24 protein-coding genes and 1 pseudogene are annotated in these 22,026 nt (G+C 30.6%); 11 read left to right on the forward strand and 14 right to left on the reverse strand.

All coding sequences use genetic code 11. The features are described 5' to 3' along the window. The first annotated feature begins 1 nt into the window (after nt 1). From ACN0WB_RS01465 to hemC, 3 genes are all read left to right on the forward strand, one after another. Nucleotides 2-412, forward strand: coding sequence for a GNAT family N-acetyltransferase (locus ACN0WB_RS01465; protein ID WP_417428119.1), 411 nt, complete (start codon nt 2-4; stop codon nt 410-412). An 80-nt stretch (nt 413-492) separates the two neighbouring features. Next, nucleotides 493-1,767 (forward strand): glutamyl-tRNA reductase, encoded by a 1,275-nt coding sequence (gene hemA, locus ACN0WB_RS01470; protein ID WP_417428121.1) that lies wholly within the window; start codon nt 493-495, stop codon nt 1,765-1,767. Then, nucleotides 1,745-2,665, forward strand: coding sequence for a hydroxymethylbilane synthase (gene hemC, locus ACN0WB_RS01475; protein WP_417428123.1), 921 nt, complete (start codon nt 1,745-1,747; stop codon nt 2,663-2,665). The genes hemA and hemC overlap by 23 nt, the downstream gene beginning before the upstream one ends. On the opposite strand, the gene nth is transcribed toward hemC, so the two are convergent. Then, nucleotides 2,666-3,286, reverse strand: coding sequence for an endonuclease III (gene nth / locus ACN0WB_RS01480; RefSeq protein ID WP_417428124.1), 621 nt, complete (start codon nt 3,284-3,286; stop codon nt 2,666-2,668). Nucleotides 3,287-3,320: 34 nt separating this feature from the next. Here nth and bcp point away from each other — a divergent pair, with 34 nt between their 5' ends. Further along, nucleotides 3,321-3,767, forward strand: coding sequence for a thioredoxin-dependent thiol peroxidase (bcp, locus tag ACN0WB_RS01485; RefSeq protein ID WP_417428126.1), 447 nt, complete (start codon nt 3,321-3,323; stop codon nt 3,765-3,767). Nucleotides 3,768-3,905: 138 nt separating this feature from the next. Here the strand turns inward: bcp and ACN0WB_RS01490 are convergent, their stop codons facing one another. Beyond that, nucleotides 3,906-4,415, reverse strand: a complete 510-nt coding sequence (locus tag ACN0WB_RS01490; RefSeq protein ID WP_417428128.1) for a GNAT family N-acetyltransferase — start codon at nt 4,413-4,415, stop codon at nt 3,906-3,908. Nucleotides 4,416-4,469: 54 nt separating this feature from the next. Between ACN0WB_RS01490 and ACN0WB_RS01495 the strand changes: the two genes are divergently transcribed. The 3 genes from ACN0WB_RS01495 to ACN0WB_RS01505 all read left to right on the forward strand — a co-directional run bounded on the left by ACN0WB_RS01495 (nt 4,470) and on the right by ACN0WB_RS01505 (nt 6,955). Further along, nucleotides 4,470-4,913 (forward strand): META domain-containing protein, encoded by a 444-nt coding sequence (locus ACN0WB_RS01495; protein ID WP_417428130.1) that lies wholly within the window; start codon nt 4,470-4,472, stop codon nt 4,911-4,913. Between the two features lie 79 nt (nt 4,914-4,992). Further along, nucleotides 4,993-6,207: a GTPase HflX gene (gene hflX, locus ACN0WB_RS01500; protein WP_417428132.1), complete on the forward strand. Its 1,215-nt coding sequence runs from the start codon at nt 4,993-4,995 to the stop codon at nt 6,205-6,207. 31 nt (nt 6,208-6,238) lie between these two features. Beyond that, nucleotides 6,239-6,955 (forward strand): DNA alkylation repair protein, encoded by a 717-nt coding sequence (locus ACN0WB_RS01505; RefSeq protein ID WP_417428134.1) that lies wholly within the window; start codon nt 6,239-6,241, stop codon nt 6,953-6,955. 90 nt (nt 6,956-7,045) lie between these two features. Here the strand turns inward: ACN0WB_RS01505 and ACN0WB_RS01510 are convergent, their stop codons facing one another. Continuing rightward, nucleotides 7,046-7,423 (reverse strand): group III truncated hemoglobin, encoded by a 378-nt coding sequence (locus tag ACN0WB_RS01510; RefSeq protein WP_417428136.1) that lies wholly within the window; start codon nt 7,421-7,423, stop codon nt 7,046-7,048. Between the two features lie 207 nt (nt 7,424-7,630). Here ACN0WB_RS01510 and ACN0WB_RS01515 point away from each other — a divergent pair, with 207 nt between their 5' ends. From ACN0WB_RS01515 to ACN0WB_RS01525, 3 genes are read left to right on the forward strand one after another with little or no spacing between them, the layout of a single operon-like run. Next, entirely contained in the window at nt 7,631-8,581 is a 951-nt protein-coding gene (locus ACN0WB_RS01515; RefSeq protein ID WP_417428138.1) for an ion channel, read from the forward strand. Then, a complete protein-coding gene (locus ACN0WB_RS01520) occupies nt 8,581-9,066 on the forward strand; it encodes a YkgJ family cysteine cluster protein (protein WP_417428140.1) in 486 nt (161 codons plus the stop codon). Before ACN0WB_RS01515 ends, ACN0WB_RS01520 begins: the two co-directional genes overlap by 1 nt. 32 nt (nt 9,067-9,098) lie before the next feature. Next, the gene (locus ACN0WB_RS01525) at nt 9,099-9,680 is read left to right on the forward strand and encodes a DUF1572 family protein (RefSeq protein WP_417428142.1); all 582 of its coding nucleotides are present in this window, start codon (nt 9,099-9,101) and stop codon (nt 9,678-9,680) included. A 26-nt stretch (nt 9,681-9,706) separates the two neighbouring features. Here ACN0WB_RS01525 and ACN0WB_RS01530 read toward each other — a convergent pair whose 3' ends face one another. The 4 genes from ACN0WB_RS01530 to ACN0WB_RS01545 all read right to left on the reverse strand — a co-directional run bounded on the left by ACN0WB_RS01530 (nt 9,707) and on the right by ACN0WB_RS01545 (nt 14,137). After that, complete coding sequence (locus ACN0WB_RS01530; protein WP_417428144.1) at nt 9,707-10,417, reverse strand: DUF6090 family protein; 711 nt, start codon at nt 10,415-10,417, stop codon at nt 9,707-9,709. 266 nt (nt 10,418-10,683) lie between these two features. Beyond that, the gene (gene gdhA / locus ACN0WB_RS01535; protein WP_417428145.1) at nt 10,684-12,042 is read right to left on the reverse strand and encodes an NADP-specific glutamate dehydrogenase; all 1,359 of its coding nucleotides are present in this window, start codon (nt 12,040-12,042) and stop codon (nt 10,684-10,686) included. Between the two features lie 182 nt (nt 12,043-12,224). After that, nucleotides 12,225-13,334, reverse strand: a complete 1,110-nt coding sequence (dprA, locus tag ACN0WB_RS01540; protein WP_417428147.1) for a DNA-processing protein DprA — start codon at nt 13,332-13,334, stop codon at nt 12,225-12,227. A 32-nt stretch (nt 13,335-13,366) separates the two neighbouring features. Continuing rightward, complete coding sequence (locus tag ACN0WB_RS01545; RefSeq protein ID WP_417428747.1) at nt 13,367-14,137, reverse strand: rhomboid family intramembrane serine protease; 771 nt, start codon at nt 14,135-14,137, stop codon at nt 13,367-13,369. Between the two features lie 166 nt (nt 14,138-14,303). Here ACN0WB_RS01545 and ACN0WB_RS01550 point away from each other — a divergent pair, with 166 nt between their 5' ends. Continuing rightward, a complete protein-coding gene (locus ACN0WB_RS01550) occupies nt 14,304-15,410 on the forward strand; it encodes a DUF3078 domain-containing protein (RefSeq protein ID WP_417428149.1) in 1,107 nt (368 codons plus the stop codon). A 10-nt stretch (nt 15,411-15,420) separates the two neighbouring features. On the opposite strand, the gene ACN0WB_RS01555 is transcribed toward ACN0WB_RS01550, so the two are convergent. The 7 genes and pseudogenes from ACN0WB_RS01555 to ACN0WB_RS01585 all read right to left on the reverse strand — a co-directional run bounded on the left by ACN0WB_RS01555 (nt 15,421) and on the right by ACN0WB_RS01585 (nt 21,963). Further along, the gene (locus ACN0WB_RS01555; RefSeq protein ID WP_417428151.1) at nt 15,421-16,029 is read right to left on the reverse strand and encodes an alpha-ketoglutarate-dependent dioxygenase AlkB family protein; all 609 of its coding nucleotides are present in this window, start codon (nt 16,027-16,029) and stop codon (nt 15,421-15,423) included. A gap of 8 nt (nt 16,030-16,037) precedes the next feature. Beyond that, nucleotides 16,038-17,570: a YifB family Mg chelatase-like AAA ATPase gene (locus tag ACN0WB_RS01560; RefSeq protein ID WP_417428153.1), complete on the reverse strand. Its 1,533-nt coding sequence runs from the start codon at nt 17,568-17,570 to the stop codon at nt 16,038-16,040. 79 nt (nt 17,571-17,649) lie between these two features. Beyond that, on the reverse strand, nt 17,650-18,729 hold the full coding sequence (locus ACN0WB_RS01565) for a mannose-1-phosphate guanylyltransferase (protein WP_417428155.1): 1,080 nt from the start codon (nt 18,727-18,729) through the stop codon (nt 17,650-17,652). Continuing rightward, nucleotides 18,719-19,321 carry a SprT-like domain-containing protein gene (locus tag ACN0WB_RS01570; protein ID WP_417428157.1) on the reverse strand — a complete coding sequence of 201 codons (603 nt, stop codon included), beginning with the start codon at nt 19,319-19,321 and terminating at the stop codon, nt 18,719-18,721. The genes ACN0WB_RS01565 and ACN0WB_RS01570 overlap by 11 nt, the downstream gene beginning before the upstream one ends. After that, nucleotides 19,322-20,671, reverse strand: coding sequence for a TolC family protein (locus ACN0WB_RS01575; RefSeq protein ID WP_417428159.1), 1,350 nt, complete (start codon nt 20,669-20,671; stop codon nt 19,322-19,324). A gap of 91 nt (nt 20,672-20,762) precedes the next feature. Beyond that, nucleotides 20,763-20,867: pseudogene (locus tag ACN0WB_RS01580) on the reverse strand (ATP-binding cassette domain-containing protein); the annotation flags it as partial. Between the two features lie 442 nt (nt 20,868-21,309). Then, a complete protein-coding gene (locus ACN0WB_RS01585; protein ID WP_417428161.1) occupies nt 21,310-21,963 on the reverse strand; it encodes a hypothetical protein in 654 nt (217 codons plus the stop codon). Between the last annotated feature and the right edge of the window lie 63 nt (nt 21,964-22,026).

The following is a 22,026-nucleotide window of genomic DNA, read 5'->3' on the forward strand; positions in this document are numbered from 1 at the left end:
AATGATAAAAAAAATTTCATCTCATGATACTTATGGTCTTAGAAAAAATATTTTAGGAGAAAATATTCCCAATTATCAATTTATTTATAATGGCGATAACGATGAAAATACTTTTCATTTGGGTTTTTTTGAACATGAAATTTTAGTGGGAATTTTAACTGTAATGCAAAATAATGAAAATACCTTTCAGTTCCGGGGAATGGCAGTTTCTATAAATCAACGAGGGAAAAATATTGGCGGCAAATTATTAGATTTTGCAACCGATCTCATTCATTCTAAAGCAGAGAAAATTTGGTTAAATGCAAGAAAAGATGTTGTACCGTTTTACCTTAAAAATGGTTTTGAAGCGGAGGGAGATTATTTTATGATAGAACCAATCGGTTTACATCTGAAAATGAGGAAATTAAATTAAATAATGATTGATTTTTATCATTGCTTTCATTAATAGATTCTTATAGAAATCAGAATAAAAATCTTAAATTTGCATTTCCTATGGACTCAAAATCACAAATTCATCAAACGAGTAACTTCGCTGTTCTGAGCGTGAGTTACGAAAAAGCAGATGCACAAATCCGTAGCAAATTTGCTTTTTTTGATGACCATATTAAAGATTTTGTTGCTGCAATTCACGAGCAACATCTTGGCGATGCTTTTGTAGTTTCTACTTGCAACAGAACTGAAATTTACACCACTACACCCAATTATTTATTAGTTGCAGAGCTGTACTGCAAAGCAATACAAGTGGGTTTACCAGAATTCATGCAATTTGTAACTATTTTAAAAAGAGAAGAAGCACTTACCCATTTATTTCGTGTAGCTTCAGGTTTGGAAAGTCAAATTATTGGTGATTTTGAAATAATTGGACAGATAAAAAACGCATATCATCGTTTTAAAAAAGAGAAAAGCAGTGCAAATCCTTTCTTAGAAAGAGCAATTAATTCTGCGATTCAGATTTCAAAAAAAATTAAAAACGAAACTACGATTTCTAATGGAGCGGCGTCTATGTCTTATGCAGCGGTTCATTATATTCTAAATAACCAAACTCAACTTTCTGATAAAAATATTTTACTTTTAGGCGTGGGAGAAATAGGGCAAAATACAGTGGAAAATTTGGTAAAACACGTTTATAAACCACGCATTAAAATTGCAAATAGAACTTCAGAATTAGCAGAGAAAATATCGGAAAAGTATAAAATCCCACATATTGCATTTAAAGATTTTGAAGAAGAATTGCATCAAACAGATATTTTAATTGTAGCAACTGGCGCGCAAAAACCCATTATTAATAAATCTCATTTCCCAAATGGAAAACAAACTTTGGTAATAGATTTATCAATACCTAATAATGTTGAGAAAGATATTACAGAAAATGAGAATGTAAGTTTGGTAAATGTGGACAATCTTGCTTCTCAAATTCAGGAAACGATGGTTCTTCGGAAAAAAGAAATTCCCAAAGCCGAAGAAATTATTAAACTAATGACCAAAGAATTTATGGAGTGGGAAAAAAAGAGAAAATTAGCACCAAATATTCATCAATTTAAAGCTTCGCTAAAAAAAATTGAGAACCACGAAATGCATCAAATTCACAGAAAAAATAAATATGTAAATGTGGAAGATATGGTTTTATCGGAAAAATTAATTCAAAAAATTACCAATCGTTTTGCGAAATATATTATTGATAATCCGTGGAAAGCTGAAGAAGTAAGTAAATTAATGCACGAAATTTTAGTGGAAATGCCAAATAATGAATTCAATGAAAAGCATTAGAATTGGAACCAGAAATTCGCCTTTAGCTTTATGGCAAGCGCGACAAGTAGCTAAGAAACTTCAGAACAAAAATATTAAAACAGATATAGTTCCAATTATTTCTTCAGGTGATAAAAATCTTACACAACCTCTTTATTCATTAGGAATTACAGGGATTTTTACCAAAGATTTGGATATTGCTTTGCTTAATGACGAAATTGATATTGCCGTTCATTCTTTAAAAGATGTACCGACAGAACTACCTTACGGAGTTAAATTGATTTCAGTTTTAGCGAGAGATTTTCATCATGATGTTTTGGTAAGAAATTCTAAAGCAAAAAATAAAGATTTAAAAGATTTAAAAATTGCAACGAGCAGTTTGCGACGACGTTCTTTTTGGTTGCGAGAATTTCCAGGTACAGAATTAACAGATATTCGAGGAAATGTACAAACCAGACTTCGCAAATTAGAAGAAGAAATTGCAGACGCAACTTTGTTTTCTTTAGCAGGAATTAAAAGAATGAATCTAGATTTAGATTATGAATTTTTACCATTTCTTCTTTCCGCGCCGTCACAAGGCGTTGTAGGAATTGCAGGTCACGAAGATAAAACGGAAATTAACGACATTTTAAAAAGTATTGAAGATTCTAAAACTGCAATTTGCACAACAATTGAACGGGATTTTCTTCGGACTTTAGAAGGCGGTTGTACCGCTCCAATTGGTGCTTTTGCAGAAATTAATGTTAGAAATGAAATTCGATTTCTTGGAAGAATTTGTTCACTTGATGGGAAAGATTGTATCGAAACGGATGAAATATTTCAATATAATTCTTCTGAAAAAGCAGGTGAAATTTTGGCTCAAAAACTATTAAAAAACGGAGGTAAAGAATTAATGTCAATCATCAAAAGATCTTTGTAGTTATTTATCAAACAGCATTTTAGTTAAAAAATCTTTTTCGCCTTTTCCTCTCGCCGGAGAATATTCTCTTCCATAAAATATAATTTGCAAATGAAGTTTATTCCATAATTTTTTTGGAAATATTCTCTTTGCATCTTCTTCAACTTGAACAACGTTTTTACCTTCAGAAATTTTCCACCGCTTTAATAATCTGTGAATATGTGTATCTACAGGAAAAGCGGGAACACCAAAACTTTGGCTCATCACAACAGAGGCCGTTTTGTGACCAATTCCTGGAAGCGCTTCCAGTTCTTCAAAAGTTTGAGGAACTTCTCCCTTATGTCTTTCTATTAAAAGTTCTGACAATTTTTTTAAATTCTTGGCTTTTTTATTTGAAAGTCCAATTTGTTTAATCAAATATTTAATTTCATCAATTTCTAAAAGATTCATTTTAAAAGCATCTCCCGCAACTTCAAATAATTTTGGCGCAATTTCATTTACTTTTTTATCCGTCGTTTGCGCAGAAAGTGCAACTGCAACTAATAATTGAAAAGGAGAATCGTGGTTTAAAGGAATCGGAACTTCAGGATATATTTTTTCCAATTCTTCGATAATTATTTTCGCGCGTTGCTTTTTTGTCATTTTAAATTTAACTTTACACAAAAATACTAAAGATATGTTACAAGTAGGAGAAACGTTACCAAACTTTGAAGCCCAAAACCAAGACGGAAACATAATAAAATCAACAGATTTTTCTGGTAAAAAGTTGGTTGTTTTCTTTTATCCAAAAGCAAATACACCTGGTTGTACAGCAGAAGCATGCAATTTAAACGAAAACTATAGTTTACTTAAAAAACAAGGTTTTGAAGTGTTAGGAATTAGCGCAGATCCAGTAAAGAATCAAAAGAAATTTCAAGAAAAGTTTGGCTTTGAATATGATTTATTGTCTGATGAGTCCAAAGAAATTTGTGAGAAATTCGGCGTTTGGCAACTCAAAAAATTTATGGGAAAAGAGTTTATGGGAATTGTAAGAACTACTTTTTTGTTTAATGAAAAGGGAATTTGCACCGAAGTTATTTCTAAAGTTGAAACCAAAAATCACGCGGCGCAAATTTTAAAATAAAAAATTTACCGCAAAAGAATTAAAAGAAAAATAATTCGATAAGAAATTCATAAGATTACAAAATGAATATTAATTAATGTTTTGCTTTGCAATTTTGCGGCTTCTCATTTTTCAGAATTACTTTTTTCTCTTTTGTGATTAATTCTCGTAATAGCGCAACCATTCTTCATCATTGGGTAAATTTACCATTCTCACATATTTTAAACCTAATTTTTCTATTAATTTTTGGGAAGAGAAGTTGTCTTCGGATGTAATTGCAGATATTTTTTTAAGATTATAATTTTGAAACACGTGATTTTTTAAAAAATTTGCTGCTTCAAAAGCATAACCTTGCTTGTGAAATTCTTCTAGAAGTGAAAATCCAATATCTGGAATTTCTAAACCTTCACGAACAAAAATACCGACGGCTCCAACTTTTTCTTCGTCGCTTTTTCGTTCAATAACATAATTACCAAAACTTAATTTTTCAAATTGCGGTAAAAATTTTTCTTTAATATAGTTTTCTGCGTCTATTTTGTTTTTTAATTTTCTATCGCCTATAAATCTTATGAAAAGACGTTCTGTATATAATTTCAAGAAAAATTCTGCATCAGTTATTTGGGCTGGTTTTAAAATTAATCGTTCGGTTTCGAGTGAATTATTTTCCATTTAATTATTATTTCTTGGTATGAATTTAGCAAGTGTAGATTAAAATTTAAAAGTATGAAAAATTTGAAAATAATCTTGATTTGTTTTTTAACATCAGCTTTAATGTGGAGTTGTATGTCTCAAAATTCAACAAATTCTTCGAAAAAAAACCTTCAAAAAGAATGGATGTTGGTTTCTTTTCAACATTTTAGTAAAGAAAAATTAACAGAGTTTCAAGCAAAGATGAACTTAGTTCCCAATGTGAATAACACGAATCAGTATTCCGCAAAAATGGGTTGTAATAATATGTTTTTTACAATAAAAACCGCAGCAAATAATAAAATTGAATTTTCGCAAGTGGGAAGTACAATGATGTTTTGCCAAGATAGAATGGACTTGGAAAGTGCTTTTGGGAAAGCTTTACCAATGATGAACTCTTATAAAATTGACGGACATTATCTTACTTTAACTGATGATAAAGGAAATGAAATGAAATTTATTGCTGCGGATTGGGATTAGAATTTTTTTAAAAATAAATTTTGATGAATTAGATAATTTCCAATATCACTACATTTGTAAAAAAGCGAGACAAAATTATATGCTAGATAAAAAAGACCATCAATATGAAAAAGCCGTTCTTGTAGGCGTGATTACACAGAACCAAGATGAAAAAAAATTAAAAGAATATATGGACGAGCTGGAATTTCTGGCTTTTACCGCAGGTGCGACAGTAGAAAAAAGATTCGTTCAAAAACTTACACAACCGGATCCGAAAACTTTTGTAGGAACTGGAAAAGCGCAAGAAATAAAAGAATATATTACCGAAAACGGAATTACAACTATCATTTTTGATGATGAACTTTCGCCATCACAGTTAAAAAATTTAGAAAAAGAAATTGAAGTTAAAATTCTCGATAGGACCAATTTAATTTTAGATATTTTCGCTCAACGCGCACAAACTTCTTACGCTAGAACGCAAGTAGAACTCGCTCAATATCAATATCTTTTACCAAGATTAAGCAAAATGTGGTCTCACTTAGATAAACAAAAAGGTGGAATCGGGATGCGTGGTCCAGGTGAAACTGAGATCGAAACCGATAGAAGAATTATCCGCGATCGAATTACTTTGTTAAAAGATAAACTGAAAGTTATTGATAAACAGATGGCAACGCAACGAAATAATCGAGGAAAAATGGTTAGAGTTGCTTTAGTTGGTTACACAAATGTGGGGAAATCTACTTTGATGAATGCCATTTCAAAATCTGATGTTTTTGCTGAAAATAAATTATTTGCAACTTTAGATACAACTGTTAGAAAAGTCGTGATTGGAAATTTACCCTTTCTTTTGACTGACACGGTTGGTTTTATTAGAAAATTACCGACACAATTAATTGAAAGTTTTAAATCTACTTTAGATGAAGTTCGTGAAGCCGATTTGCTGATTCATGTTGTAGATATTTCACACGAAGGGTTTGAAGATCAACTTAATTCTGTCAATCAAATTTTAGAAGAAATTAGCGCAAGTTCAAAACCAATGATTATGGTTTTTAACAAAATCGACGATTTTTCTTACGAGAAAAAAGCAGAAGACGATATGTCGCCAGAAACCCATAAAAATATTTCTTTGGAAGAATGGAAGAAAACTTGGATGGCAAAATCTAAATATCCGACAGTTTTTATTTCTGCTTTAACAAAGGAAAATTTCCCTGAAATGAAGAAAATGATTTACGATGAGGTGCAAAAAATTCATATTTCTCGTTTTCCGTATAATGATTTTCTGTTCCAGTATTTTGAGGAAGAAGAAAATATTTAACTACAGAGTTTCCTTTTATGTTTAATTATAAATGAAACAATTCCAAGAAATTAAATCTATACTTTTTGACCTTTCAATTCCAGAAAAAGCCGCATTTTATCCGTATTTTTTCAAAACTGGAAAAGGAGAATATGGAGAAGGTGATGAATTTATTGGTGTTACAGTTCCTGAACAAAGAAAAGTAGCAAAAGAATATTTTCAAAAAATTTCTTTTGAAGAATTAGAAGAATTGTTGTCTTCAAAAATTCATGAACACCGCCATTGTGCATTATTAATGCTTGTTTTAAAATATGAAAAAAATAAAAGCATTGATGAAAAAAAAGAAATCGTAGAATTTTATTTAAAAAATAAAAAACTCATTAATAATTGGGATTTGGTAGATGTTTCTTGTTATAAAATTTTAGGAAATTATTGTTTTAATTATCAGAAGGATGAAATATTAAAAACACTTTCAGAAGAAGACAATCTATGGAGCAAAAGAATGGCAATTGTTTCTACCATGTTTTACATTAAAAAAGGAGAATTTGCTTTAACTAAAAAATTTGTTTTAAAAAATCTTGAAAATTTTCACGATTTAATGCACAAAGCAAATGGTTGGTTATTGCGAGAAATGGGTAAGAAAAATGAACAAGAACTACTCAGTTTTTTAGAAAAGAATTACGACAAAATGCCGAGAACAACTTTAAGATATGCCATTGAAAAATTAGATTACGATGTGCGACAGAATATATTAAAAGGGAAGTTTTAAAACGATTGGGAATTTTATCATCCTTTTTTAGATTGTTTTTAGAATAAATAATCTGTGAAAATCTGTGAAATCTGTGGGCAAAAATTAAATTTATCGCCGCGCCATTTCCATTTTATAACCCATCAAACTGGCGATATTTTCGGCTTTTGTTTTCGCGGCTTCTGCATTTTCTCCTTCAAAATTTTCTTCTAAAGTTTTAGTCCAAAGTTTTACCCATTGATCAAAATGGCGTTTTTCCATTGGTTCAATTTGATTGATAGGGAAATGCGCCATCATTGGATTTCCCTTGTAGGACGCTTTTCCGAAAAGTAAAGTTTCCCAAAAACTGTACATTTTCGGTAAATGTAAATCCCAATTTACTTTCGCTACATCATTAAAGAAAAATCCGATGGTTTCATCAGTTCTTACTTTTTCATAAAACTTATTAACCAAAAATTCTACATCTTCGCGAGTTTCCAACTTTTTCATAGCGTAAATTTACGGAAATTTTAAAGATGGTTTTTATGATTTAGCGCAGTTTCTCGCAAAGCCGCAAATAAAATTCACGCAAAGTACGCAAAGATTAAGTTTAAAGATTTTAAAAATGATTCTGGAGAATCTGTGCGCCAAAAAAGTGCGCTAAGAATTTTGTGTTATTATTTCTTTCACATATATTTTTTAAATTAATTTTGTAGAATGTCAAAATTCACTAAAAGATTTTCCCGGTTAAAATCAGAAGATGATACAGGATTTAGTTCAACTGCTTCGGGTAGATTTTTGAATTCTAATGGCGTTCCAAATGTAAAACGTTCTGGTTTAAATCCGCTTGAAAAATACAGTTGGTATCACACAATGCTCGGTTTAAAAAGTTGGGAATTTATTTTATTTTTGATTTTAGGATATATTGCAATCAATATTATGTTTGCAATAATTTATTATTTAATCGGCATTGAACATCTTACAGGAATTGATAAAAGCAGTTGGAAAAATGAATTTACAGATATTTTCTTTTTCAGTTCTCAAACTTTTACCACAGTTGGTTATGGAAGAATTGCGCCCGTTGGATTTCTCGCGAGTTTAGTTTCTACATTTGAAGCATTTTTAGGATTACTTTCTTTTGCAATTGCGACAGGATTATTTTATGGCCGATTTTCCAGACCGCGTGCGTTTCTAAAATTTAGTAAAAACGCTCTAATTTCTCCATATAAAGAAGGTTCTGCTTTAATGTTAAGAATGGCGCCGTATAAAAATAATTTACTCACCGATGCAGAAGTTATTTTAACAGTTGCAATTAGCAATCGAGAAAATCCAGAAGCTGCAACCAGTTTTTTTAATATTCCTGCAGAACTTCCAAAAATAAATTCTTTGGCTCTAAACTGGACGGTTGTTCATAAGATTGATGAGAAATCTCCCTTTTTTGAAAACATTCAAGATTTATTAGCAACAACGGATATTGAAGTTTTTGTACAAGTTCGCGCATTTGATGAAGGTTTTGCGAATACGGTTGTGCAGAGAACTTCTTATACAAATGATGAAATAGTTTGTGGCGCAAAATTTTTACCGATGTTTCATTCCTCAGAAAACCGTCGGACAACGGTTTTAGATTTGGATAAAATTAATGATTTTGAAAAAGTAAATTTACCATAATGGATTTACAATTTTACAAATCGGAAGCGCAGAAAAAAGCCAAAGAACAAAAAAAGTTTTTAGATTCTTTAAAAAAGAAAGCACCGAAAAATTTAGATTATATCGTTCAGGAAACGCACGAAGAGGTTTTTAAAGAAATTAATTGCTTAGATTGTGCAAACTGTTGCAAAACAACCGGTCCGCTTTTTACAGAAAAAGATATTGAAAGAATTTCTAAACATCTCAAAATGAAACCGAAAAATTTTGAGTCAAAATTTCTTCAAACTGACGAAGATCAAGATAAAGTTTTGCAAAATTTGCCTTGTTGGTTTTTAGGAGAAGATAATAAATGTTCCATCTATGAAGTTCGTCCAAAAGCGTGCAGAGAATATCCACACACCGATAGAAAAAAAGTTTTTCAGATTAATAATTTGATGCTAAAAAATACCGCAATTTGTCCGGCTGCTTTTGTTTGGGTGGAGAAAATGCGGGAAAAGATTGGATAATATATTTTAAATTAACTTAAAAAGTTTACAAAATGAAAGAGTTATTTATTAAAAGATTTAAATACTACAAAGACTTAGGCGACAAAACTTTCGTTCAACTTTCTGAAGAACAATTCTTTTGGCAATACAATGAAGAAAGCAATTCTATTGCAATTATTGTAAAACATATCGCAGGAAATATGCTTTCCAGATGGACTAATTTCCTTACAGAAGACGGTGAAAAATCCTGGCGAAACCGAGACGCAGAATTTGTAAATGATTTTAAAACCAAACAAGAAATTCTTGATTATTGGGAAAAAGGATGGAAATGTTTATTCGATGCTTTAAACCAAATAAATAATGAAAATATTAATAATACTATTTTCATAAGAGGTGAAAAACATAGTATTATAGATGCGGTTTTACGCCAATTAGCGCATTATCCGTATCACGTTGGACAATTGATTTACATAGCAAAAATGCTAAAAAATGAAGATTGGAAAACGCTTTCCGTTGCTAAAAACCAATCTGAAAATTTTAATAAAGAAATGTTTTCTAAAAATGAAAATATAGAAAATTCTTCTCCCGTTTGTTTTGCGAATACTAAAGAAGTTCGGGACGATTATAAGTTGTAGCAGAAATTATGCAAATGCTATTTGTTTCATTCTTGTTTTTCAATATATCTATTAATCTGCTTTTTTAAATTAAGCGCGTAGGTTTTATCGCCTTGGTAGAGAAATAAATACTTTTTCCAAGTTGCTAATTGCAAATTGATGATGTTATTTAATTTTTTTTCTTTAATTACTTTTAATATTTTTTTTGTCACCAATTTATTTTCTGAATCAAAATCCAGAAAAGACAAAACCGTGGGATCAATGTAAGCAAGCGCGGCATTTTTACCATATTGTATTTCTTGCAAAGTGATTTCTCTTCTAACATCATTATAAAATGCCATTTTTTTTCTCAAATCCGCATCTTTTATCAAATCAAGACCGCCATTGTTTTTTAAAATAGTATAAGAATCTCCAAAAAGCATGGTATTGTCATTCGCAGATACAAATTTTTGAAAATTATTTAAATCTAAATCTTCATAATCATTTGTTGACAGTTTTTGTAAGTAATTTATAATCATCGGACAGACTTCTATTCTGGTAGTATATTCCGCAATATCACTATCTAATTCTGTTGAGAGCATCTTAAGTTCAAATATAGTTTTTTCCTTCATTGCTCTTTCTTCCCGCCAATTATCTATAGAAATAGCAATTAAAATTCCGATTACTACTAAAACTATTTCTCCGGTGGCATATAAAAGGTATTTGCCAAATCTACTTTTTTCCAGTAAATCGAACCGGGTTTTTCTAAATATTTTCATTTGTAATTATTTTAAGCAAAAAATTAAAATTGTTTAACCAATAATAAGCAGAGGTTTTTTAAATAACATTGTTACAAATCTATAATTATTTTTAAAAAATTGATACTTATTCTTTAGGAAATAGCGGTATCTAATGTTAAAGAAAATCGGGAAAAACGATATGTTGTTGCTCCTTATTTTAAAAAATAGAACGTAAATCTTTTATTAAATTCACAAAAAAAGCCCGAGAAAATCGGACTTTTAAAATAATGTTATTTTTTTTATTTTTAAACAACGCCTTGCGCAAGCATAGCTTCTGCAACTTTCACAAAACCTGCAATATTTGCACCTTTCACGTAGTTTACATAACCGTCTTCTTCTTTACCGTAATTTCTACAAGCGGTATGAATTCCGATCATTATTTCTTTTAAACGCGCATCAACTTCTTCAGAACTCCAGTTTAAACGAATAGAGTTTTGTGTCATTTCTAAACCGGAAGTTGCAACACCACCTGCGTTTGAGGCTTTTCCCGGAGAAAATAAAACTTTATTGTCTATAAAATAATTGATAGATTCTAAATCACATGGCATATTTGCAGCTTCTGTAATACATTTCACGCCATTTTTTACCAAAATTTTTGCGTCATGAATGTCTAATTCATTTTGTGTTGCAGCAGGAATTGCCACGTCACATTTTACTTCCCAAGGATGTTTTCCAGCATGAAATTCTGCTTCAGGATATTTTTTCAAATAATCTTCTGCGCGGTTATTTCCACTTGCTCTCAATTCTAATAAATAATCAATTTTATCACCTTTGATTCCGTCTTTATCATAAATATAACCATCTGGACCAGAAAGTGTAACAACTTTTCCGCCCAATTCATCAACTTTTTTTATCACGCCCCAAGCAACGTTTCCAAACCCAGAAACTGCAAAGATTTTATCTTTTATAGTTTCACCAATTGTTTTTAGCATTTGTTCGCAGAAATATACCACGCCGTATCCTGTCGCTTCTGGTCGAATTAAAGAACCGCCATAAGCAATTCCTTTTCCTGTAAGAACGCCGGTAAATTCATTTCTAATTTTTTTATACTGACCGAATAAATAACCAATTTCTCTTGCGCCAACTCCGATATCTCCTGCAGGAACGTCGGTTTGTGGACCGATATGTTTGCAAAGTTCCGTCATAAATGCTTGACAAAAACGCATTACTTCCATATCAGATTTTCCTTGCGGATCGAAATCTGCGCCGCCTTTTCCACCGCCCATTGGTAAAGTGGTTAAAGAGTTTTTAAAAACCTGCTCAAAAGCCAAGAATTTTAAAACGGATAAATTTACAGTTGGATGAAATCTGATTCCACCTTTATATGGACCAATTGCAGAATTCATTTGAATTCTAAAACCACGGTTTACTTGTATTTCTCCTTTATCATCAATCCACGGAACACGGAATATAATTGTTCTTTCTGGCTCTGCCATTCTTTCTAAAAGCTTCATACCACTGTATTCTTTCCTTGTTGCAATGAAAGGAAGTACTGTAATTGCAACTTCTTTTACAGCTTGTAAAAATTCTGGTTCGTTTGGATTTTTGGCTTCAATTTTAGAAATAAATTCTTCAATTTTTTGTTCTACCGTGTAATGTTCCATATTTTAAGATATTGTTGTAACAAATTTAATTTTTTTTTCAAATCTATCAAAACTTTTTATGGTTTTAGTTAAAATCTATTTTTTTGATGGTATTATTTTATTAATCTCATAAAATACTTAATTAAACTAATAATATTTAAGAATAAAAGAATTTTGTGTAAAGTATCAATAAAAGACATTAATTAAATTGTAGAAAATTGTTTCCCTGAAAACGTTTTCAAGAGCCCTAAAAGTTCTAATTCTAAAATGATATTTGAAATTTTAAATGAAGGTTGTTCCAATTTTTGAGCTAAATCATCTAATGTAATTTTTGGATTTTGTGCAATAACATTGTAAATTATTTCTTGCGTTTCTGTCATTAATTTTCTGATTTCTGATTTAGGAAAAAGATCTGCCGTTTTTTCTTTTGGTTCGCTAAAACGAAGATTTTCTAATAGTAAATCTATAGTAGAAATTATTTGTGCTTTATTCTGAAAAATCAATTGATTACAACCTTGACTGTATTTATCGGAAATCTTTCCAGGCAAAGCAAAAACATCTCTGTTGTAATTATTTGCAAAGGTTGCCGTGCTCATAGAACCACCTCCAAAAGCAGATTCTACTACAATTGTTGCGGGAGAAAGTCCTGCAATCAAGCGATTTCTTTGGATGAAATTTTCCCGATCTGGTTTTTGAGAAGAATTGAATTCAGTAAATAAACAACCGCCGAGTTCTAGAATTTCGGTTGATAATTTTTTATTTTTTGTTGGATAAAAAGTGTGGAAACCATGCGCCAAAACGCCTGTTGTATCAATTTTATTTTTAATAGAAAAATGGTGAACTTCTGCATCTGCTCCCAAAGCAAGTCCGCTAATTGTAATGCAATTTTGCGTTTTTAGTGCTTCAGTTAATTCTTCTATAAATAATTTTCCGTAAGTTGTAATATTGCGAGTTCCAACGATGCTAATTTTTCTTTTGTTTTCGTCAAAGATTCCCTTTTTGTAAAGAACTGCGGGCGCGTCTTCACATTCATTTAAAAGTTTGGGAAGTTGATTTTTATGGCGTAAACAAATTTGGATGTTATTTTTTTCACAAAATTTTAGTTCGTTTTCAGCAAATTTCAGATGTTCAGAATTGCCAATTTCTTTAGAAATTTTAGAGCCAATTCCTGAAATATCCCGAAGTCCAGATTTTGAAATTTCCCAAACTTCCTTTGCAGAACCTACTGCTTCTACTAACTTCTGAAAATTAATATCACCAATTAAATTGGTTCGCCTTAATGCAATGGAATATAAATGCTCTTCTGAAAACATACATGAAAAGTTACATTCAAAACTACAAAATTTTACTCATTTTTTCTGATTTCATCTAATCTATCCCAAACATTATCTTTCTTTTTATGAGGAAGTTCATTAAAATCGTCTGGATGTAATTCTTTATAATCTTGCCAAAGTTTATCGTCTTTCTCAGAATAATAATTCGGAAATTGCCAAATAAAACGTTTCTTTTTATTGTCAATCTTTTTAAACATAAAAGCCATCATACTTCCTATTAAAGCTCCTGCAAGATGCGTTTGCCAAGAAATTTTACTTGGTTCTTCAAGATGAGAAAATAATTCTTCGGGAAGCATTCCCCAAATTAGACTTCCATAATAAAAAGCAACAACCAAAGAAATCGCCAAAAGTTTGGTGTCCCATTTAAAAATTCCGCTAAAAAAAAGAAAAAATGCCATCAGATAAACCAAACCGCTTGCACCGATAATGCAAGTGTAAGAGTATTCTCCCGTAAAAATATCAATTGGTGGTAAAAGCCAAACTAATAAACCCGTTAAAACCCAACCAAGAAAGAAAACCATATTTGCAACTTTTGGGTAAAACTTATAAAGTAGAAACATTAGAACTCCGATTGGAACGCTATTTCCGATGATATGCTCAAAACTTCCGTGTAATAATGGCGCGAAAAAAATTCCTTTTAATCCTTCTGGAACCAAAGGAATTATGGCACCGCTACAATTTTCAAAAAAACCATGAATTTGTAACATAAAAACAAACCACATTGCGCTTAACATTAGAAAAGGAAATAATATAGCACGAAATGTAATTGAGTTTCTCAACATAATAAATCTGCGACTCAAATCTAAAGCCATTTTTAGAAGTTAGTAAATTTGGCAAAAATTATTTAAAAAAAGTTTTTTTTCCGCCAAAATGATACTTTTCTTGAGAGTGAATTTGGTCAAATTATTTAATATTCAATACTTTTGCAGTCAATACTAAAGAATTTAGATGAGATTGATATTTTTATTTTTGATGTTTATAGGTTTTGTAAAATCACAGCAAACCTCTTATTTAAAGTCAATTGATTCTTTAAATCAACTGCAATGGAAAAAAAATTCAGCTCATTTGGACAGTCTTTCTGAAGTTAAACTATCCCGAGTTTATCTTGCGCCAGTTAATACGATTGCAATTAAAAAGCAGTTTTTAATTCCGCAAGCGCCGCAAGAAATTCCATTAACTCCGTTTAATCTTCTTAGAACAAAAGATCCAAAAACTTGGTTTTATTATGGACAAAATACTTTGATTTTTAACCAATCTTCTTTTTCTAATTGGAATTCAGGAGGGAATAATAATATAGGTGTGATTGGAAAAATTAGTTATCAAATTAATTACAAAAAAGACCGACACTTTTTGGATTATAGTATTAAAATGGGTTATGGTTTGGTAGCCACTGCGGGGCAATCTACCCGAAAAACAGAGGATTATATGAATTTGAGTATGAATTACGGTTATGAATTAGCCAATAATTATTATCTCTCCACGGGTTTTCAATTTCTGTCTCAATTTATGCCGGGTTATAATTATAGCGCAACTCCAAATCCAACGAAAGCGGATAGAACTTCTACTTTTTTAGCGCCCGCTTATATTAATGTTGGTCTCGGTGTTTCATATAATCCAGAAGAAAATTTTCAGATTATTTTTCGCCCGATAAATGGGAAATTTACAGTTGTTGCAGATCCTCAATTACAAAAAGCTGGAAATTTTGGATTGGAAAGAGATGGTCAAAATTTACGTAGTGAATTGGGGGCGATGCTCAGTTTTCAGTATCGTTTAAAAATATATAAAGACGTAAGTTTTACCAATAATCTTAATTTTTTCACCAATTACCTTTTTCATCCGGAGCGTGTAGATGTAGGTTACAGCGGAGTTCTGAATTTGAAATTTAATAAATTTATTAGCACTCTAGTTACTTTGGATTTACTTTATGATCACGATCAAATTCAGAAATTACAGATGAAACAAACTTTAGGAGTCGGGATTTCTTATAATTTTGGTTTTGTGGATGATGATAAAAATTTGAAAAAGAAAATTATTAAACCTTTTATTAGTCAATAATTTATTGAAATTATTTCTTAATACTTCTAAAAGTTAAATTTATTCTTGGCGTTTTTACCAATTTTGTGGGAGGTAATCTATGAAGCCAATTTTTTTGAGTTTCACCTTTCATTACTAATAAACTTCCGGGTTCTAAATTAAAATCAATGCGTTCTTTTGTAGTTTTATGTTTAAAAGAAAATTTTCGTTTTGCACCAAAACTTAAGGAAGCAATTGCACCATTTTCTTTAAGATCTCTTTCTCCATCGCTGTGATAAGCCATTCCTTCTTCACCAGAATGATAAAGATTTAGCAAGCAAGAATTGTAAGTTTCGTTTGTTTTTTCTTCTACTAAATTTTTTAGAAAAAGCAAATCTTCAGTAAATTTCAGAGCTTTTTTCGTTCTTTTAGAATAAGTATAGTTAAAATTTTCATCGGCGTACCAAGCGACTTTCCTTTTAGTGTAAATTAATTTCCCAAAAATGATAGCTTCATCGTTTTTCCATTCTATTTCATTTAATAATTTTAAATAAAAATGATTAGATTCTTCTTCTGAGAATATTGTTCCAAAATAGTTCACCATTCCGTCATATGGTAAATAATTTTTTTCAGTTGAAAAATCTTCTTGAAATAATTCCATTTTAACCTTTAAGCATTCCAAAATTCTCTGTCTAAACTTCGGTATTGAATTGCTTCGCCGATATGAGAAGAATTTATTTTTTCACTTTGTTCTAAATCTGCAATGGTTCTAGAAACTTTCAAAATTCTATCATAAGCTCTTGCAGAAAGCCCCAATTTTTCCATCGCTACTTTAATTAAATTTTGAGATACTTCATCCAACTCGCAATATTTCTCTATTTCTTTCGGTCCCATTTGTGCGTTATAGTTGATTTCTAAATCCTTATATCTCTCAGTTTGAGCTTCGCGCGCAATTAAAACACGGTCCCGAATTTGCAAACTATTTTCTCCTTTTCTTTTGTCCGTTAATTGATCAAATTCTACTTTTTGCACTTCAATATGAATGTCGATTCTGTCCAAAAGTGGACCCGAAAGCTTATTCATATAACGCTGCATTTCCATAACTGAAGAAGTATTATTGGGATCATCCGGAAAATATCCGCTTGGACTTGGATTCATAGAAGCAACCAACATGAAACTTGCAGGATAATTTACTGAAAATCTCGCACGAGAAATTGTTACTTCTCTATCTTCCAAAGGTTGTCTCATTACTTCTAAAACGGTTCTTTTAAATTCTGGCATTTCATCTAAAAACAAAACACCATTATGCGCCAAAGAAATTTCTCCAGGTTGCGGATAACTTCCGCCACCAACTAATGCAACATCCGAAATTGTATGATGCGGCGCCCGAAAAGGGCGAACTGTTAATAAACTTGTGTTCGTTCCCATTTTTCCTGCAACGGAATGAATTTTTGTAGTTTCTAAAGCTTCTTTCAATGTTAATGGAGGCAAAATACTTGGAAGTCTTTTTGCGAGCATTGTTTTTCCACTTCCAGGCGGTCCAATTATAATAATATTGTGTCCTCCTGCAGCTGCAACTTCCATCGCGCGTTTTGCATTTTCTTGTCCTTTTACTTCAGAAAAATCAAAAGGGAAAAAATTTATTTTATCTTGAAATTCTTTTCGTGTATCAATTACGGTTCTTTCAATTGGAGTACCTTCATTAAAAAAATCAATAACTTCTTTAATATTATCGACGCCGTAAACTTCTAAACTGTTTACAATCGCGGCTTCTTTGGTGTTTTGTTTTGGTAAAATTATACCTTTGAAACCTTTTTCTCTTGCTTTTATGGCAATTGGTAAAATCCCTTTTAATGGTTGCAAACCGCCGTCTAAAGAGAGTTCCCCCATAATAATATAATCACCTAGATTTTCTGCTTTTATTTGGTCAGATGCTGCAAGAATTCCAATAGCAATACTTAAATCATAAGCAGAACCTTCTTTTCGCAAATCTGCGGGCGCCATATTTATGGTGATTTTTTTTCCTGGAAGTTTATATCCTACATTTTTTAATGCTGCAGAAATTCTAAAACTACTTTCTTTTATTGCATTATCTGGTAATCCAACCAAATGATAACCAACTCCTTGATCAACATTTACTTCAATAGTAATAGTTTGTGCAGAAACGCCGTGGATTGCACTACCGAATATTTTTACCAGCATTTTTAATAATTATTTATTAAAATTAAGTAAAATTATTGGTATACAAGATAAAAGAGAAATTCTGTAGAAATAAATTTATTTACATAAATTTTTCTCCTTTCTTAAAATTTTTCAACTCTAAAACGTAATCTTTAATAAGTTGGTCGTTCTCTTTTGGACAAATTAAAAGTGCTTTTTCTGTGTCTATTACGATATAATTTTCAAGTCCGTCAATAATGGCCGCTTTATTATTTTTTAATTTAATAATAGTTCCTTTTGAATTATAGGTTAAAATATGTTTAGATTTAAAGGCATTTTGGTTTTCATCTTTAGTAGCATTTTCATAAACTGACGTCCAAGTTCCTAAATCGCTCCAACCTAAATCTGCAGGAATTACATAGACATTTTTCGCTTTTTCTAAAATTCCATTATCAATAGAAATTTTATTTACTTTTGGATAAATTCTTTCAATACAAGCATTTTCTCCCTCACTATTATATTCACATTCAGAGAATTGTTGTGTCATTTCGGGCATTAAATTTTCGAAAGCCTTTTTAATGCTTTTTACATTCCAAATAAAAATCCCTGCATTCCAGAGGAAATCTCCAGATTCTAAAAATGTTTTTGCTATTTCTAAATCTGGCTTTTCTGTAAAGGTTTTAACTTTAAAAACAGATTCATTTTTTTTATCCATAAACTGAATGTAACCATAACCTGTATCTGGACGAGTAGGTTTAATTCCTAATGTAATCAAATAATCATTATTTTCAGTTATTTCAAATGCTTTTTCTACTTTATTTATGAAAACTTCTTCTTTTAAAATTAAATGATCCGCAGGTAAAATAATAATATTTGCTCTTGGATTTTTTTGCTCTATTTTATTAAGCATATAAAGATTACAAGCAGCAGTATTTTTCATAACCGGCTCTCCCACAATATTTTCCAAAGGAATTTCGGGCAATTGATGGTGTGAAATTTCAATATATTCTTTATTGGTAATTACAAAAATATTTTCTGCAGGAATCAGTTTATTAATTCTATCAAAAGTTTGCTGAATCATTGTTCTGCCCGTTCCTAAAATATCTTGAAATTGTTTCGGGTTTTTTTGCGTACTCATGGGCCAAAAACGGCTTCCAATTCCACCCGCCATTATGACGCAGTATTGATTATTAATTTCCATTATTATTTTCAATTTTTTCTACTTTGGCAAGTGCTTTAAAAATGTATTTTTTGCCACTATTTAGATTCTCGCAAAGATAATTCTTTTTAAGTTTCTGCCGAATTTTATAAATTTGTTTACGGTATAAAAATGAATCTTCCATTTCAAGTCCTTCTATAAACATTTCATTTTCAGACAAATCATCTTTGTGAAAAAATTTTACAATGGGTCCACTTGCCATAAAATTGGCCTTTGGTGATTTCGAAAATTGTAAAATGTGTGGTTTTATTTCTGCAGAATAAACACTTAAACTTTCAAGCAACATTTCACGGAAAGTAAGTTTCCATTCTTTACCGTGTGGAGAAATTTTTCTGTATTTCTCAAATGCAATAAGATGCGCCAATTCGTGTGTCAAAACAAAAAAAAATAGTTCGGGTTGTAAATTGTGATTTACGGAAATTTTATGAGAACCGTCTTTTAATTTTTGATAGTCTCCAAGTTTTGTATTACGATTTCGAGAAATATGAATGTGAATTTGATGATTTGCAAACCAAATTTTCAAAAAAGGAAACGCCGTTTCGGGCAAATATTTTTGCAGAATTTGAATCGACATTTATAAGCTTAAAGGAATTCCAGCGTAGAAATTAAGAAGTTTTAAACTAAATAGATAATTATATTTTGCTTGAGCTACAGAACCTTGCGCATTAGCAAAATTATTTCTCGCATTGCTTAAATCATAAATAGTTGTTTTCCCAGCTTCATAACTTTTTTCCGCGAAATCTAAGGCCAGTTTGCTGCTTTTTTCAGTTGCTTGTGCTGCAAGATAACTTTCATAATTACTTTCTGCATCAAACTGAGCTTTCTGAACATTTTCTTTAATGGTCTGTTTTTGCTGTTCCAAATTATTTTTTGCAATGTCTTCATTAATTTTCGATTGCTCTACTTGAAGTTTTGTAATGCCTTTATTAAAAATAGGAATATTTGCAGACAAGCCTAATTGTTGTCCGAAATTATTAGAATATTGGTTGAAAAGATTCTTCTCTCTGATTGGATTTCCTGCTAAATCTACACCCACTGTATTAGTTGTTAAGGAATTATAGTAAAAACTTCCAATTCCTGCAGTCGCTGAAATTGTTGGCCAAAAAGCTGTTTTTACAACTTCGGTTTCTGCCTTTGCCGAAAAGATTCTGTTTTCAGCAGCTTTAATTTCTGGTTGATCTGTAGTGGCTTTTTCTACAATATTTTCTGCTGAATAAAGTGGCGCATCTAACTGACCATCAATTGGGACACTTACAATATCAAAATTTTTATAATCTGATAATTGTAATAATTGTGCTAAAGAAAATAGACTTCTTTTAGTATTAATTTCTGCGGTATTCACATTTTGTTTTTCTCTTGCAAGAGACGCATCTGCTTCTGCTAAAATCGTTTGTGGAGTTGTTCCAACGTCAGTGGTAATTTTTGCACGGTCATAAACTTTTTGTGCGTTTTCTAAACTGCTTTTTGCAATTTTTGTAATTTCTTTATTCAATAAAACGGTTAAATATTGCTGTGCTATTTGTAAAGAAATATTATTTTTTGTGGCTTCTGTATCAAATTGACTTGCTTCTACATCAAATTGAGACTTTCTGATTTGTTTTTCTAATCTTCCGTTATTAAAAAGTAAAATATTAGCACCAACATTTAGGTTGTTATTAAAATTATCATTTCTTCGAATATTTCCAAAAACATCTTGGTTTTGACCGAAACTCGCATTATTGCTTATTGTTCCTGAAACCGATGGTAAATATTGGCGTTTTGCCATATTTAAATTTAAATCCTGATTTTTTTTAGAATAATCACTTTGTTTTACTTGCAAATTATTTTGCAGAGCATAATTCACGCACTCTTGTAAAGTCCATTGCTTCTGAGCAAACGCAAAAGTGGAAGAAAATAAAAGAGAAACTAAAATGAATTTTTTCATAGAATGTTTTAGAGAATTGGTTGCTTTTTTTAGAGAAATGTTACAAAGAGTCTAAAGAAAGACTTTGTTTTTGCCACCTACTTTTATACAAAGTTTCACCATCTAATGAAGTAGTGGCTACATCTAAAATGAGAATTTCTGGATTTTTGTATAAAGCTCTTGCAATTGCAATTCTTTGTCTTTGTCCGCCTGTAAGTATTGTATATATGCAATCTACAAAATAATTTAATATTTAAAAGAGAATTAGAATTAGCACTTTTTTAATAATAAAATTTTATTTTCGTTCGGTTATTAAGCGACTCAATATTCGGTATTTACCAAAAAATTCCCTTTCATAAACTTATGTTGGGAATTTTATTTCAAATTCAAAGTGAAAAAATGGTGTTCTTAAATTTTCAAACTTAGAAAATAAAACTGCATAATTAATATAAAAATTAAAAAAACACTAATGAAAATCGTATAGAAGTTATAAATTCTTTTTTTAATGATGTTTTCTGCAATATATATTACGAAAATTATAACAAATAATGGAATGAAATATTTAGGATTTTCAAATATAAATTTGTTGAAGCCTATAATTAAACCTGAAAGAATAATTAGAAATATTTGATTGTTGTGTGTTTTTGTTGTCATCTGATTTAATTGTGACATTGTTGATAATTACCATTACATACTGCAATATTTCCTTCATATGCAATTTGAGAACCAGCGGCACAAGCCCCTGCTAAAGCTCCTCCTAATGGAGCTGCAATTCCAAATGATAATCCAGCAATTCCAACTCCGCCCGCAATACAAGCGGCGGTTGTTGCGATGTGAACTCCTAATGCAGATCTTCTACAGCCTGAATATATTGTTTCGCAAGGTCCTGCTTTACTACTTGTCATTTTACTTTTATTTAATGCTCCAATTATTAAATCTGTTTTCTGTGGTTCGGTAAACTTTGTGAAATCATAAGTAAGAGCAAGTTTATTATTTATTGCTATTATATCATTTTCATATTGTATAAAACTTAATTCATTTTTAAAACCTAAAAAATGATAAAATTTTAATTTTTCTGCTTCGTCTAACTTATTTTTTTTATGCAAAATTCTTAGTTCTGTTAGGTTGGTCGTTTTATTTGCTTGATTTTCAATTAACAATACTAGGTTTTGAAAATCTGAATTTTCTGATAGACTTTCTGAGGTTGGTGTAATCTTATTTAGAACTGTTTCATTCTCAGATCTGTTACAAGAGTAAGTTGTTAAAATTATTAATAAAGTTACTACACTTAAATATTGATAGATTTTTTTCATTTTTTCATTTTTTAAAGTTAATATTAATTTTTTATAAAAAACAATTGTACACATGTTTTTTCA

The organism is Halpernia sp., assembly GCF_048269545.1.
GTDB lineage: Bacteria > Bacteroidota > Bacteroidia > Flavobacteriales > Weeksellaceae > Halpernia.